At 70.5% G+C, this 14,940-nt stretch carries 11 protein-coding genes; 10 read left to right on the top strand and 1 reads right to left on the bottom strand.

What is annotated here, in order from left to right:
- The first annotated feature begins 12 nt into the window (after positions 1-12).
- The 8 genes from WME79_RS01115 (at position 13) to WME79_RS01080 (ending at position 9,415) form a co-directional block, all read left to right on the top strand.
- The gene (locus WME79_RS01115; protein ID WP_437531103.1) at positions 13-375 is read left to right on the top strand and encodes a GPW/gp25 family protein; all 363 of its coding nucleotides are present in this window, start codon (positions 13-15) and stop codon (positions 373-375) included.
- The gene (locus WME79_RS01110; RefSeq protein WP_437531101.1) at positions 372-2,015 is read left to right on the top strand and encodes a hypothetical protein; all 1,644 of its coding nucleotides are present in this window, start codon (positions 372-374) and stop codon (positions 2,013-2,015) included. Before WME79_RS01115 ends, WME79_RS01110 begins: the two co-directional genes overlap by 4 nt.
- Positions 2,016-2,017: 2 nt before the next feature.
- On the top strand, positions 2,018-2,596 hold the full coding sequence (locus WME79_RS01105; protein ID WP_437531099.1) for a hypothetical protein: 579 nt from the start codon (positions 2,018-2,020) through the stop codon (positions 2,594-2,596).
- 12 nt (positions 2,597-2,608) lie between these two features.
- Positions 2,609-4,222, top strand: coding sequence for a type VI secretion system baseplate subunit TssF (locus WME79_RS01100; RefSeq protein WP_437531097.1), 1,614 nt, complete (start codon positions 2,609-2,611; stop codon positions 4,220-4,222).
- Positions 4,219-4,872 carry a hypothetical protein gene (locus WME79_RS01095; RefSeq protein WP_437531095.1) on the top strand — a complete coding sequence of 218 codons (654 nt, stop codon included), beginning with the start codon at positions 4,219-4,221 and terminating at the stop codon, positions 4,870-4,872. The genes WME79_RS01100 and WME79_RS01095 overlap by 4 nt, the downstream gene beginning before the upstream one ends.
- Positions 4,873-4,955: 83 nt before the next feature.
- A complete protein-coding gene (locus WME79_RS01090; protein ID WP_272097272.1) occupies positions 4,956-5,216 on the top strand; it encodes a hypothetical protein in 261 nt (86 codons plus the stop codon).
- 6 nt (positions 5,217-5,222) lie between these two features.
- On the top strand, positions 5,223-8,897 hold the full coding sequence (locus tag WME79_RS01085; RefSeq protein WP_437531093.1) for a hypothetical protein: 3,675 nt from the start codon (positions 5,223-5,225) through the stop codon (positions 8,895-8,897).
- A gap of 107 nt (positions 8,898-9,004) precedes the next feature.
- Positions 9,005-9,415 carry a hypothetical protein gene (locus tag WME79_RS01080; protein ID WP_437531091.1) on the top strand — a complete coding sequence of 137 codons (411 nt, stop codon included), beginning with the start codon at positions 9,005-9,007 and terminating at the stop codon, positions 9,413-9,415.
- A 59-nt stretch (positions 9,416-9,474) separates the two neighbouring features.
- Here the strand turns inward: WME79_RS01080 and WME79_RS01075 are convergent, their stop codons facing one another.
- On the bottom strand, positions 9,475-10,332 hold the full coding sequence (locus tag WME79_RS01075; protein ID WP_437531089.1) for a hypothetical protein: 858 nt from the start codon (positions 10,330-10,332) through the stop codon (positions 9,475-9,477).
- Positions 10,333-10,521: 189 nt separating this feature from the next.
- Between WME79_RS01075 and WME79_RS01070 the strand changes: the two genes are divergently transcribed.
- Both WME79_RS01070 and WME79_RS01065 read left to right on the top strand, forming a co-directional pair.
- Entirely contained in the window at positions 10,522-11,160 is a 639-nt protein-coding gene (locus WME79_RS01070; protein ID WP_437531087.1) for a regulatory protein RecX, read from the top strand.
- Between the two features lie 108 nt (positions 11,161-11,268).
- The gene (locus tag WME79_RS01065; RefSeq protein ID WP_437531085.1) at positions 11,269-14,748 is read left to right on the top strand and encodes an ATP-binding protein; all 3,480 of its coding nucleotides are present in this window, start codon (positions 11,269-11,271) and stop codon (positions 14,746-14,748) included.
- Positions 14,749-14,940: the final 192 nt, after the last annotated feature.

The raw sequence follows: 14,940 nt of genomic DNA, 5'->3' as shown, positions 1-14,940 counted from the left end.
GCCGGTGAGCGCATGGAGCCCGCCCTGAAGTCGGTCGCGCGGAACCTCGCGACCGTGCTGAACGCGAAGAAGGGATATGCCGAGGCGGCCGAGGTCTTCGGCCTCGGCGACTACGAAGAACACCTCGCGACGAACCCGCTCATCGAGACCCTGGGCCGCGAGATGCTGAAGCTCATCGAGGACTACGAGCCGCGCGCCGAGAAGCCGGTGCTCACCTTCCTCGGCGCGGACAGCACCCTGTACGCGGCCTTCCAGCTCCAGTGCGAGGTCGAGGGGAGCCCCGCGGCCTTCTGGATCCGGATGCACACGATCCTGCGCTACGTGACCGTCGAGCCCATGGCCCCGGGGCCGGACGGAGGAAAGGCGCCCGCGTGAACGACCGGCTCGCCGCCACCCTGACGCTCACCTGTGGCGGCACGGCCCACACGATCCAGGGCGGCAACGTGCGCGGCTTCTCGCTCCGGCTCACGCCGTGGGGCGCCGAAGGAACGGTGGAGTTCGTCCTCCAGGACGACCAGACACGAGGCGGCCAGTACACGGACGACGTGCTCGCCGACTTCCAGAAGCCCGATCTCGCCGAGGTGAGCCTCTCCGTCACCGCCGTGCGCTCGGACGCGAAGAAGGACCCTACCCTCCCGGCGATCGCGACGCGCGGCCTCGTCGTCGAGCGGAGCGTGACCGAGAAGATCCACGACAGGGGCTTCACGGAGCGCCCGGTGCTCTACCGCAGATATCGCGTCCGCTTCGTGGACGCGGCGCGCGCCCTCTGGAGGCAGCACCACCCGACGCTGCTCTACGTGGATCAGTCGTTCCAGGACGTCCTCGACGCCAACAAGGGCGACAAGATCACGCTCTCCTACGACTGGGACACGCTGTCCGCCGCGGTGCCGATGGTGTTCTTCCACCTCCACAAGGCCGCGGGCGCGAGCTTCTACGATCTCGTGACCTGGTACGTGAGCGACAGGGCGGGCGTCCTGACGTTCGATCACACGGCCGGGACCTACAAGCTCTCGAAGACCAAGGACGCCTCGGGGACGGCGGCGATCCTGCCGCGCGAGGACGTGGTCGACCTGACCTGGGAGATCGCCGAGCCCGCGCGGTACGCCCCGCGCGTCGTCAACGTCTCGGCGGCGTCCCCGAAGCTCTCGGCGATCACGAACCAGGACGCGGCGACTGGCATTTACGAGGACGTGGTGATCTGCACGGATGTCGCGCAGGAGGGCGACGATCAGGTGACCGCCGAGACAGCGCGCGCGCGCGCGCCCGCGACCCGGTTGGCGCTCTCGTTCGCGCGGTTCCCCACCGTGCCTGTCTCCCCGGGCAGCCTGGTCACCGTGTCGGCGAGCGGCGGGTTCTCCAGCTCCATCCGCACCCCCCCGGGCGACCTGCGCGTGCTCGATCTCTCGATGTCGGCGCGCGCGCTCGACCAGGGCCCCGAGGCGGACTACGGCGACACCGCGACGGGGTTCGAGATCGAGCTCGGCCTCCTGCTCGAGGACCAGGACGACCCCTTCGTGTCCCTCTCGCCGTTCGTACGCCCGAGGTTCCCGGGTTACCTCGAAGGAAAGTGCGTGAGCGCGGTCGGCGAGGACACAGACGTCACCTACGAGATCACCGCGAACGAGACAACGTCCGTGGACGAGTACAAGGTCGAGATCCCGTCCTTCGAGAGCAAGCAGATCAAGGCGCCGTACATGTCGGCGCAGGCGACAGGCACCTTCTACCTGCCCGTCTACAAACAGGAGCGGGTGCGGCTCGCGTGCTTCTTCGATCGCGCGGAGATCGTCCGCGTCCTCGATCACCGTCCCGGCGCGCGGGTGCCGCAGGACGGCCAGGGACAACACCTGCTCTTCGGAAAATCCGACAAGAGCAACACCTCGATGCTCCACGACTACCAGAGCGACAAACCGGTCCTCCGCGTGCTCCGCACGAACGAGAAGGACACGGTGCTCTTGCGCCTCGAAGAGGGCAAGATGACCCTCAAGGTCGAGGAGACGGAAGGGGGAGGGTCCTAGTCGTGGGCAAGCTGGTCTGCACCGTGGAGCTCGACAAGGTGGAGGGGATCACCGTCACGATCGAGAACAAGGACGACCAGATCACGCAGACCGTCGCCATGAACGGGACCTCGATCACGCTCACCGTGAAGGGCTCCGACGCGACGAGCACCATCACGCAGACCTCCGCGAAGGTCAGCGTCTCGTGCAAGGAGTTCGAGGTGACGGCCTCCGAGACGATCACCATGAAGTCGACCAAGGCGTCCACCTACCAGAGCGACGACACGATGACCGTGAAGAGCGCGAAGGACATGACCCTCTCGTCGGAGAAGGACATCTCGGCGACCGGCACCAACGTGAGCGTCACCGGCAACACGAAGATCGCCCTCTCTGGAGGCGGTCAGAGCACGGTGGATCTGACGTCCTCCGCGGCCAAGGTCGCGTCGATGGAGGTCGACGCCGCCGGGCAGACCAAGGTGAGCGTGTCCGGGGCAATGGTGCAGATCAAGGCCGACGCGACGCTCAACGCGGAGTCGACGGGCACGGCCACATTCAAGGGCAGCCTCACCAACGTGCAAGGCCAGCTCGTGAACGTGGGCTGAGGGAGCGGCGATATGGACGAAGGACCCCAGTTTCGCGCCCTGTTCCACGAAGAGCTCGCGGCGCTCGATCACACCATCGAGAGCGGCGTCCGCAGGGGCGACCTCGCGGCCGGGACGGACGATCCCGACGTGCGGAGGCTCATCGAGGCCATGGCGTTCTTCTCGGCGCGCACGCGCGCGTCCGCGAGCGCCGCGATGCGGGCGGCGATCATCCGCCTGGCCGGCGGCCTGCTCGACGATCTGTTCGCCCCGATGCCCGCGGCGGCGCTCCTCCAGGCGGACGGGTGGGGCCTCCTGGACGCGCCGATCGAGCTGCCCGAGAGCACCCAGATGCGGGTCGAGACCTATGACGGGCGAGCGTCGGTCTTCTCGACGCGAGCCCCCCTGTCCGTGCGACCGATCCGGATCCAGAAGGCCGAGATCGCGAGGAGCGCGCGCGGCGCGGAGCTGCGCATCCACCTCGCGGCCAGGGTGCCGCAAAAGGGCCAGATCGAGCTCCCGTTCTTCGTCCGGCGGCACGGCGACTACAACGCCGCGGCCGAGCTGCACGAGGAGCTGCGCCGCCACTTCCTGCGCGCGGTCGCCACCAAGGACGACGGGATCGACCGCGCCTGCGACGTGTCGTTCGAGCCGCCCGCGCCCGCGAGGCCGTGGGACATCGGCGAGAGCGGCTCGCCGATCGACCGGATCCGCTCCTTCTTCCACGCCCCCGAGCAGGCCTTGCTCTTCCGCGTCTCCGTGCCGGCCGAAGGGCCCGCCCCCGAGCGGATGACGCTGACGATCTCGCTCGGCGCGAGCTTCCCGGAGCAGCTCTCGGTCACGACCGACACGTTCGCGCTCTTCGTCGTGCCGATGCAGAACGCATGGAGTGATCTGGCCGAGCCGATCTCCGTGGACGGCACGAGCGACGCCCGCCAGGTCCGGCTGCTCCACTCGGCGCTCGAGGGCGTCGAGCCGGTGACGGTGCGCGGCGTCTACAGGCCTGTCCAGAAGGTGCTGACGCCTGTCCCGCCGCGCTCGCTCTCGGGCGAGGAAGGGGACTCGTACGAGGCGCTCTTCCCCGAGGACGGCAGCGTGATGGTGCGGGTCTCTTCGCCCGACGCGGTGACCGCGCCGTGGATCGCGCAGGTGGACGCCGTCTGGTCACAGCCCTCGCTCTGGCAGAACGCGCGGGGCCCGCTGACCGTGCGGCCGCAGCGCAAGAAGGCCCTCGACGGCCTGGCGCTCCGCGTGCTCGGCAATGTGCGGCCGCCCCTGCCGAGCCCCCTCGCCCTCTCGCCCGACAAGGGGCTGGACGTGCTCGCGCTCAAGCAGAAACCCACGCTCGAAGCGCGCGACCTCCGGGCGCTCCTCACGCTCTTCGGCGCCTCCGGCGCGAGCCCATTCGCCCGGTTTCCCGGCCGGATCGCCGGCCTCACCGCGTCGTTCGCGCCCGATCCGATCGGCGCGCGCGGCCCGCGAAAGCGGGTGTATCGTGTGGAGATGCAGCGGCCCGCGGCAGGAGAGGAGGCGCTCGCGCCCTGGTTCCACCGGCAGGTCTCGGCGCTGCTCGACGCGTGGAGCCCCGAGCCCGCGGACGTCGAGACGACCTCCCCGCGCGCGGGAGATCAGGAGATCTCGCCATGACGCAGGCGGGCGGTCCATCCAGCCCGGCCGCGGCGCCTCGCGAGGACGGGGTGCTCCACCTCTTGCGTGACGTGACGGCCGCGCACGCGAAGCTCGAGAAGATCATCGAGGACGCGTTCGACGCCGGCCCAGGCCTGCCCGATCTCGTGGTGCTCTCGACCGACATCTCGGACGAGCTGGACCACCTGCGAGGGCGGGTGTCCCGGAGGACGCGCGCTGCGCCCGAGAACGTGCTGCTGCCGCTCGTGTGCCTGTATGACGAGCGCGTGCTGCTCCGCGCCGCCCCGCTCGGCGGGAGCGAGGAGTGGCTGCGCGTGCAGCGGCGCGACTACGCGCCTCGCGAGGACGGAGGAGACCTGTTCTTCGAGGAGCTCGCGCCCCTCGTTCCGCGCGCCGAGCAGCTCGCGCAACAGCCCCCTTCGGACGAGCGCGATCGGGTCCTGTTGCTCCTGACCCTCTATCGATTCTGCCTCTCGGAGGGCTTCACCGGCGGCTACGCCGGCGCCCCCGATCTGCTCCGCGAGCGCACGGAGGAGGTGCAGAGCGCGCTGCGGCTGCTCGTGCCCCCGGCGCCCCGCGCCGCGCCCCTCACGATTCCAGAGCCCCCGGAATCCTGGCTCGCGAGGCTGCGAAAGGCGCTCTCGCTCTGAGCGCCGATCGCCGCGGGTGAGGGCAGAGACAGCGCAGACGCCTTTTTTTTGTGGCCGCGCGCCGCCCGTGGTCAGATCCCCCCATGGAGCGCCTTGGCCCGGGGTCCGACGATGCCGCACCGGCGCCGCGCCCGTCCGCGCCGCCGGCGAAGGGCGGAGTCTCGCCCGAGCAGGCGCTCCTCGCCAGCGTCGAGGCCCGCCTCTCTGCCTCGCTCTCGAAGACGGCCGTCGCCGCCGTGCTCGCGCCGCTCCACGAAGCCGTGGCCCCGGGGGCGAAGGTCGACCCAGCGAAGCTCGTGGCCACCTTCGAGACCATCGAGGACCTGCTGGAAGCAGTGGGCTGAGCTGGGATGGATGTCGCGGGCGGCTCCGGCGTGGACGGGTGGTTCATCCTTGGGATCATCGCGCTCATCGTCGGGATCCTCTGCTTCGCCCTGCTCGCCGTGGGGTGGATCCGGAAGCGCCGCGCCGCCCAGGGGAAGAAGGCCGAGGACCTGGACTTCGCGGCCACATGGCGCAAGGCCGTCGCCGCGATGCCCCAGCGCGAGCGCGACGGCCCCGTGCTCGTCGTGCTCGGAGAGCGGCTGTCGGGGAAGACGACCCTCATCCGCGGAGCCCTGAAGCAAGGCGACCGGTACACGCCAGACGGCCGCGATCTGGACGTCTATTCAGGCAATGGACAGCGCGTTCAGGAGATCGCCGCAGACCTCCTGTTCGACCCGCGGCCCGAGGCCGAGGACGCGCTCCGCAAGCTCTGGAAGGGCGTGGCGCTCGACGCGCTCCGCGTGATCGCGGTGGTCAATGCGAGCTCGCTCTCGTGGAACGACGCCGGGCTGCGCGATCTCGGCCGCGTGGTGCGGCGCAAGCTCGATATCCTCACCGATCTGCGCGGCTCGCCGGTGAACGTGCGCGTCGCGGTCACGCACTGCGACGCTCGCTCCGCCGGGTTCTTGCCGCTCTGCGACATCCTCGAAGAGACCAACGCCCGCGGCCCGATAGCGCCGAGGGAGTCCGACGAGCTCCCCCCCGAGTGGCGCCGCGTGGCGCCGCTCGGCGCCCGGACCACGAGGTTCCCTGAGCTCGTGGGCTTCGTCTCGTCGGAGGGCCCGGAGACCGTGCGGGCCCTCGCGCCGTTCTTCGAGTCGCTCCTCGCCTCGACGAAGGACGCGCCGATCGTCAACGGCGTGTTCCTCTCGGCCGCGACCGAGGTGGAGCCCTTCCGCTCCACCGGCGACGCGCTGGCCGAGGATCCCGAGCTCGCGAACAGCGACCGTCGAGCCCGGGAGCGCCGCTTCATCACGCGCGTGGGGCTCGCGCTGGCCGCGGCGCTGGCGCTCGGGGCGATCGTGTTCACGATGCAGCGCAGCTCGGTCGAGCGCACCGCGAGCGCCGTCACGGTCATGGCGGACGCGGTGAGCCACGGCGACAGGGTGTCGAGGACCGTCGAGGAGAAGGCCGCGGCCGAGGTGCTCCGGATGGACCGCTCGGCGTGGCTGTTCGAGTCGCGGCGCGCCGAGGTCGAGGAGCAGTATCGGACCGCCGTCGAGGCGGGCATGCTGAATCCGAAGCTCCAGAGCACCGACCGCGCCGCGCGGATCCGCGCGCTCTCCGTGCTCGACGCGGGCAAGGAGGGCGATCCGCTGCGCGCGATCATCCAGAAAGACGAGGCAGCGTGGGCCGCCGCGCTCGGCATGTCGCCCCGGACCCTGAAGAGCTATCTGACCGTGAGCGACGGCGCGGGTCCGACCGAGAAGGAGCTGTCGAGTCTGCCCGAGATCACCGCGTTGCCGCGGGGCTCTTCCCGCGCGGACTGGGCCTCTTTCTTCCGCCGCCTGTCGGACGTGCTGCACGGACAGCGCCTGCGAACAGACCCCTTGAAGGAGCTCCAGGACAGCGCGGGCGAGCTCGATCAGGCGGTCCGCGACGCCGCGGAGCAGACGGAGCTCGACGAGGCGGCGCGGATACTCCAGGCGCGTCATCCGACCCAGAAGAACCTGTTTGGAAAGGGCACCACCAGCGACGCGGGCCCGTGGATGCAGGAGAACGCGGGCACGCTCCAGCACCTGCTCGCGGCCGTGCGGGGAGCCTCGCTCGACGGGCCGTCGGGCGCGGGCAAAGGCTTGCGACAGGCCGTCCTGGACCTCCAGGTGATCGCCGTGCCGCCCGAGATCGTGGAGCCGAAAGAGAAAGAGGCCACGGCGGAGTCGCAGTCTGCCAATCTGCTCGATCGATTGAAGCAGCTCGTCGGAACGGCCGCCGCTTCAACAGGCGGGGTCGGCTCCGCCGCCCCTTCGGCGGCAGGGGTCGCCTCCGCCGCCCCGAGGTCGAGCGCCACGCCGGCGGCCCCCACCGCGCCGGCCTCGGCGAGCGCGGCGCCCTCGGGGAGCGCGTCCTCGACCGCGGCGGCCAGCGCCGAGCCGGAGGCGAAGAAGCCGCCTGTCTACAACGTGGTCCTCGACGCCCAGTCATGGAGCTTCGACATGGCCCAGTGGGCCCAGGCCATCGTCGCCGGCCGCGCGCTCGTCTACCTCGACGCCCTGTTCGCGGATTCGTCCAGGCGATCGGTGCTGTTCCCCAAGGACGCGGCGTATCCCCCCGTGCTCCCGCAGCCCGGGCGAGGCGCGTCCACGTACATCGATGGCCTCTATTCCCACGAGGCGTTCACGGCGGAGGTCGAGCCCGGCCTCGCGGGCTTCGAGGCCGCGCTCGCGGGCACGGGCCTCGACGTCTCGGAGCGCGAGATCTACCTGCGGCCCACGCGCTCGGCGGCGTCGAGCTACGGCGCGGGGCTGCGCGACGCGACGGACGCGTATTACAAGAGCTTCCAGCTCTCGCGAGGGGGCGCCTCCGCGCTCGCGGCGGACGTCGCCGACATGGTGTCTCCGTCCTCGTTCTTCACCACCTTTCAGAAGCGCGTCGCCGATCAGGCGAACATCCCGGGATCGCCGGGGACGCTGCTCCGGCTCGTGGGAGACCCGGTCGCGGACTTCGGCCCGATCGCGCGGCTCCTGACCGGAGAGAACGGCAAGTATCCCGCGCTGGAGCCTTATTACAAGCTCCTCATCACGCTCGTCCCCTCGCTCTCGGACAGGGCCCCTCCGGCGCCGAAGAGGGACGCGCCGCTCGACGATCGCCTGGCCCCGATCGGCGCGCTCGCGCTCTCGGCCCTGCGCATCCCGGCGAAGTCCCCCGACGCCGAGGTCGAGGCGTGGCTGAACGACGCGTCCGTGACCGAGTCGCTCCGCCGGCCGTTCCGCCTCGCGGTGCAGCGGGCGCTCGCGCTCGGGAAAGCCGATCTCGACCGCGCGACGGCCGACGCGTACACAGCGGAGCTCCGCCCGTCGGTGACCCCGATCCTGGGGCGCTTCCCCTTCGACACGCGCTCGACGGTGGACGCGCAGGCGGCCGACGTGGAGGCGACGTTCGGGCCCAAGGGCACCTTCTTCGCGTCGTTCGCGTCGCTGATCGGGCCGGTGTGCCGCGAGGGCCCGGCGGGCAGCTACACGCCGCTGGAGGTCCCCTCGGCGGGCGCGGTCGAGGTCCCGGCGGGGGCGCTCCGGCTCGCGTCGTGGGCGCAGGGCCTCCAGAAGATGCTCTTCGGGCCCGACGGCAAGCCGCAGCCCATCGCGTTCCGCGTCAAGGCCCCTCCCCTCTCGCCGGTCGAGCCCGAGCGCACGATCACCCTGGCGCTCCTGCAGTCGGGGACAGCCACCTTCTATGCCTTCAATCAGGCCCCTTCGTGGCAGCCATTCCCGGTCGCGTGGTCGCCGGCAGGGGGCCAGTCCAACACCTCGAGCGTGGGGATCCAGACCACGCCGACCGGCGGCGGCGAGCCCCGGATCCAGACCATCGACGTCGCGGCCGCGGACTTCTCGTTCTTCCACCTGGTCCAGCGCGCCGAGGTCACGGGCTCGAAGATCACATGGAAGGCCCCGCCCGAGTCCCCCGGTGACCCGCGGAGGTACGCTGCGTTCCTGTTCGAGCCGAACCCCGCCGGGCTGCTCCGGGCGCCGTCCCTCGATTGAGCGCGGATCGCCGAGGAACCGGGCAGGACGGCGGGAGGACGGGGAGGGCGCCGCGGGCGCTCGCCGGCAAAGTGGATTCCTTTGTGCTGTCACGGGATAATCGCCGCGTGCGACTGCCCTACCTGCCCCTCCCCTTGCTCGCGGCCGCCCTCGCGGCGCCGGCGGCGCTCGGGTGCAAGTCGCAGGTGGAGTTCCACGTCCGCCCGGACGACGCGCTGAACGAGAACCGGCCGTGCTACCTGGTGGTCCGCAACGTCGACTCGAAGACGTACCTCGAAGAGACCTACCAGGCGGCCTCTCTCCAGGTGACGGCGCCGGACGACTCGGTGCTGGAGACAGCCGTGGTGTTCCCCGGCACGAAGAAGGAGATCTCGGTGTCGCCGCCCGCGAAGGGGATGGTTGCGCTCTACGTCTTCTTCTACCACCCGACCGGCGACTGGAAGGCGCTCTTCCCCTCCTCCGAGGCGACGTACGACGTCGTGCTGGAGGGGAGTCGGCTGCGCGTCGAGAAGAGGTGAGCCCGGGGCGGAGGCCAGCGGAGAGCGTGCTCGTGAACGGCGATAGGGCGCCGCGGCCCTCAATCGTATGTCTTGCTACCGCCCGTCGACGTGCTGCCCGGCTTCTTCGACCCCGTGCCGGAGCCCGTCGCGGAGGGATCGTACAGCGTGTCAATCTTGGCGGGGTCCGTCAGCCATTCGAGCTTCGTGTTCGGGTACTCGTTGGCGAGGACCTGTGTCATCAGCGGAGAGATGTCCGTCCGCCTCTTCAAGACCGCCTCTTTGTAGTTGTCCATTCCCCAGATGAACGAGTCGAGCACGCCGAAGTTGGGCTGTGCCTTCGGCTTCGAGGAGCTGAGCTTCAGAGAGAGGCTGCTCAGCGGGGCGACCTCGGTCTTCAGCTTGGCGACCAGGACGCAGTCGAAGATCAGCGTGGAGTGGCTGCCCGCCGCGCTCGCATAGTCCTTGTGCCGGAACGTCCTCGTGGCCGGCTGACCCTTCAGCGGCTTGTAGTACGCCGAGTTGTAGGCGAAGAAAGGATACGTGCTGTGCGGCGCCTCCGGCCCGATGCGCAGGCGCGCCGGGGCCCCCACCTTGCCGCCGTCGATCGTGGCCAGCCCATCCCCGAACGTGGTGAGGCGGTCCATGTCGAAAGAGTTCTTCTCCAGGACCGCACGATCGGTGTCGGGCACCCACAGGACCTGGATCATCATCAGGTATCCGAGCCTCCTGGGATAGGAGGCGATGTACTCGATCGACATGGTCGGCTTGTCGACCCCGACAGGCCGCCTGCCCCCCGCGTCCCACCACCACTGGTCGAGCTTCTCGGGCTCGGTCTGGTCCACTGCCAGCGCCCTCGTCGTCGGCATGTAGCCCACCACGACCCTGACATCGATGGTATCGTTCAGCAGCTTGTAGACGAGCCGTTGCCCGGGCATGGCGTCCTGTCTCCTCGCGAGCAGGAAACGCCAGCACGCCCCCGCGTGTCAAATTCCGAGTCGACGGCTCCACCAGGCGGCCGCGATCGTTCAGGTGAGGCGAGCCAGCAGGCGCCCTGCCGCGGCCGTGAGCAGGCGAGGTGAACGGGAGCTTGCGGCCCGCGCGGGGTGCGCCATCGTCCCTCGGGCATGCCGATCATCACGGGAATCACCCCCTCGCCTGACAAACCCGGCCACGTCGTCATCCTGGTGGATGGGGTGCCCTTCGCCACGGTGCCCGAGCAGGCCGCCGCCGGCCTGACCCCCGGCCAGGACAGCCCCGGGGCTGCGGCCGAGCCGCTGCGCAAGGCCGGCGAGGCCGCGGAGAAGACCTACGAGCGGGCGCTGCGGCTCCTGTCGTTCCGGGCGCGATCGGCCAAGGAGCTGGAGAAGCGCCTGATCGAGAAGGGCGAGCCCAGGGAGCACGTGACGACCGCGATCGAGCGCCTCACCTCGAGCGGGCTGCTCGACGACGCGCGCTTCGCGGAGGCCAAGGCGCGCTCCGGCATCGTGGGCAAGCCCCGGTCGCGCCGCCGGATCGAGCAGGACCTCGCCCGCAAAGGCGTCTCGCGCGACGTGGCGGACGCGGCCATACGTCAGGTGATGACCGAGGAGGGGACGGACGAGTCCGCCGTGGCCGAGCGGGCGGCGCGCAAGAAGCTCCGCTCGCTCTCGGGGCTCGCTCCGGCGGAGCAGCGGCAGAAGCTCTATGCTTTCCTCGCGCGCCAGGGCTATTCGCCCGACGTTGTGCGCCGGGCGCTGCGCGCGGTGCTCGACGCGCCGCCGTGAACGGCGCCGGCGCGCCGGCCCCTCCACGTGCGGCGGATCACCCGGGCAATCAAAACCCATCGTTTTCTGCCCTTCTCCCGCCACCCACCGCACGCTACAAGGAGCCCTATGTCGCACGAGCTGGATGGCTCGCCGCCGGATCGCGCGGACGCTCGCGCGGTCCTCGCCGGGGGAGGAGAGATGGGCGCGCGCATGCGCGCGATCGACTGGTCGACGACGCCGCTCGGCCCGGTCTCGTCGTGGCCGCAGAGCCTCAAGACGTGCGTGCGCATCGTCCTGACCTCGCGCCAGCCGATGTTCGTCTGGTGGGGCGACTCGCTCATCAACCTCTACAACGACGCTTACAAGTCGATCGTCGGCGGCAAGCACCCCGAGGCGCTCGGACAGCCCGCGTCCGTCGTGTGGCGCGAGATCTGGGGCCAGGTCGGGCCGCGCGCCGCGTCCGCGATGCGCCGCGACGAGGGCACCTACGACGAGGCGCTCCTCCTCATCATGGAGCGGAACGGCTATCAGGAGGAGACGTATTACACGTTCTCCTACAGCCCTGTGCCGAACGACCAGGGCGGCACGGGCGGGATCATCTGCGCCAATACCGATGACACGCGGCGGATCATCGGAGAGCGGCAGCTCTCGCTCCTCCGCGACCTCGCGGCGCGGACCGCGGACGCGCGCTCGTGGGAAGACGTGTGCGCGCGCAGCGCGAGCGCGCTCGCGACCAACGCGAAGGATCTCCCGTTCACGCTCCTCTACGTCGTCGACCCGGACCGGCGGCGCGTGCAGCTCGCGAGCAGCACGGGGTTCGAGCGAGGGCACGCCGCGGCCCCGGAGACGATCGCGCTCACGGACGAGTCGCCGTGGCCGCTCGCCGCGGTGCTGCGGGAGCACGATGCCTGCCGCGTCGTCGATTTACCGCCACACCTCCGGGCTCTCCCGGCCGGCGCGTGGAAGAAGCCGCCGACGCGGGCGGCCGCGCTCGCGATCTCCCCTCCGGGCGAGACGGGGCGCGCCGGGGTCCTGATCGTCGGGCTGAATCCATTCCGCCTCTTCGACGACGATTACCGCGGCTTCCTCCACCTCGTCGCCGGCCAGATCTCGGCCAGCATCGCCAACGCGCAGGCGTACGAGGAGGAGAAGCGGCGGGCGGAGGCCCTCGCCGAGCTCGATCGCGCGAAGACCACGTTCTTCAGCAACGTGAGCCACGAGTTCCGCACGCCCCTCACGCTGATGCTCGGGCCGATCGAGGACGCCCTCGCGTCGGCGGAGCGGAGCCTGTCGGGCGCGGATCTCGAGACCGCGCACCGCAACGCGGTCCGGCTCCTCAAGCTGGTCAACGCGCTGCTCGACTTCTCGCGCATCGAGGCGGGCCGGATCCAGGCGTCGTATGAGCCGACCGATCTCTCCGCGCTCACCGCGGACCTCGCGAGCGCCTTCCGCTCGGCGATGGAGCGCGCGGGGCTCGCCTTCGAGGTCGATTGCCCGCCGCTGCCCGAGCCCATCCACGTCGATCACGACATGTGGGAGAAGATCGTGCTCAATCTCCTCTCGAACGCGCTCAAGTTCACGTTCGAGGGGACGGTCTCGCTCTCGCTCCGCGCGCACGGCGATCGCGCCGAGCTCACCGTGCGAGACACCGGGACGGGCATCCCGGATCGCGAGCTTTCGCACCTGTTCAAGCGGTTCCATCGCGTCCAGGGCGCGCGCTCCCGCACGCACGAGGGGTCCGGGATCGGGCTCGCGCTCGTCCACGAGCTCGTCCGCCTCCACGGCGGGACCATCCACGTCACGAGCGAGCTCGCCGTGGGGACGTCATTCACCGTCTCCCTGCCTCGCGGGACCGCACACCTGCCGAAGGACCGCGTGAACGCCGCGCAGACGCTGGCGTCGACGACGATGGGCGCAGCGCCTTATGTGCAGGAGGCGCTCCGCTGGCTGCCCGGCGCAGAGGGCAGTTCGCCCCCAGGCGCAGACGGCGGCTCGCCTCCCGGCGCAGAGGGCGGCTTGCCCCCCGGCGCAGAGGGCCGTGACGACGTCGAGCACTTCGCCCCGGCGGCGTGGGCGTCGTCCGACGACGCCGCGCTCGAGGCCGGCCCGGCGGCGCGCGTCCTCCTCGCGGACGACAACGCCGATATGCGCGAGTACGTCGGGCGGGTGCTGCGCGAGCGCTGGACGGTCGAGGCCGTCGCCGATGGCGCCGAGGCGCTCGCGTCGGCGCGCCGCAGCCCGCCGGATCTCGTGCTCACCGACGTGATGATGCCGAACCTCGACGGCTTCGGCCTGCTCCGCGCGCTGCGCGAGGACGAGCGCACGAGGGGTGTCCCGGTCGTCATGCTCTCCGCGCGCGCCGGAGAGGAGTCACGCGTCGAGGGGCTCGAGGCGGGCGCAGACGACTACCTCCCCAAGCCGTTCTCCGCGCGCGAGCTCGTCGCTCGCGTCGCCACGCACCTCCAGCTCGCCCGCCTGCGGACAGCGGCCGAGCGCGAGCGCGAGAAGCTGTACGAGCTCTTCATGCAGGCGCCGGTCCCCATCGCGGTGTTCGGCGGCCCCGAGCACCGCTACGAGGTCGCGAACCCGCCGTACTGCGAGATGGTCGGCCGGCGGGATCTCGTCGGGAGGAGCGTGCGCGAGGTGTTCCCGGAGCTCGGCGAGCACGAGGCGATCGCGATGCTGGACCGCGCGTTCACGGCCGGCCAGCCGCTGCGCATGACCGAGCTGACCATCCCCGTCCGGCGCGGCGGCGCGGTGAGCGAGGCCGTCTTCAACTACGTCGCTCAGCCCATCCGCGACCCCTCCGGCGCCGTCGCGGGCGTCATGGTGGTCGCCTTCGAGATCACCGATCAGGTGCTCGCGCGGCGCCGCATCGAGCAGCTGAGCCAGCACCGAGAGGAGCTCATCGCCGCGCTCGCGAAGACGAACCAGGAGCTCGACCAGTTCGCCTACGTCGCCTCGCACGACCTCAAGGCGCCCCTCCGGGGGATCGCGAACCTGTCCGAGTGGATCGAGGAGTCGCTGGCAGGGAAGCTGGACGGCGAGACGCAGGAGCACATCCACCTCCTGCGCGGGCGCGTGCGCCGCCTCGAGGGGCTCATCGACGGGATCCTCCATTACTCGCGGGCAGGGCGCCTGCGCGGCGACGTGGTCAGCGTCGACACTGGCCATCTGCTCGCGGAGGTCGTCGAGCTGCTCTCGCCGCCCGAGGGCGCCCGGGTCGACATCGCGCCCGGGATGCCGACGATCGCCGCGGAGCGCGTCCCGATGCAGCAGGTGTTCCAGAACCTCATCAGCAACGCCCTGAAGCACGCGCGCCGCAGCGACGCGCGCGTCGAGGTGACGTGTGATGACGCCGGCGCCTACGTCGAGTTCGCCGTGCGGGACAACGGGCCGGGCATCGCGCCCGAGTACCACGAGCGCATCTGGGATCTCTTTCATACGCTCGAGTCGCGCGACAAGGTGGAGGGCACCGGGATAGGGCTCTCCGTCGTGAAGAAGATCGTGCAGAGCCGCGGAGGGAGCGTGTCCGTCTCATCGCGCCCGGGCGCAGGAGCGACCTTCATCGTGCGCTGGCCCAAGCGGATGAAGGACGAGGCCTGACCAATCCCCTCATTTTGTTGGCATTTTTAGCGAAGATAAAATTGAACAGGGAGGCGGGGAGACGGGGAGACGGGGAGACGGAGAGACGGAGAAACCGAGAGATTGATGGGATTTTCTCCCCGCCTCCCCGCCTCCCTGTGAATTTTCTCGAAAGGGAGCTGACGCCCTCGATCGTCGACCCGCGCTCCCCTC

It is taken from the genome of Sorangium sp. So ce726 (genome assembly GCF_051521405.1).
Lineage (GTDB): Bacteria > Myxococcota_A > Polyangia > Polyangiales > Polyangiaceae > Sorangium.
Note: the sequence above shows the minus strand (reverse complement) of the source record. Positions and strands in the feature narration are given on the sequence as shown.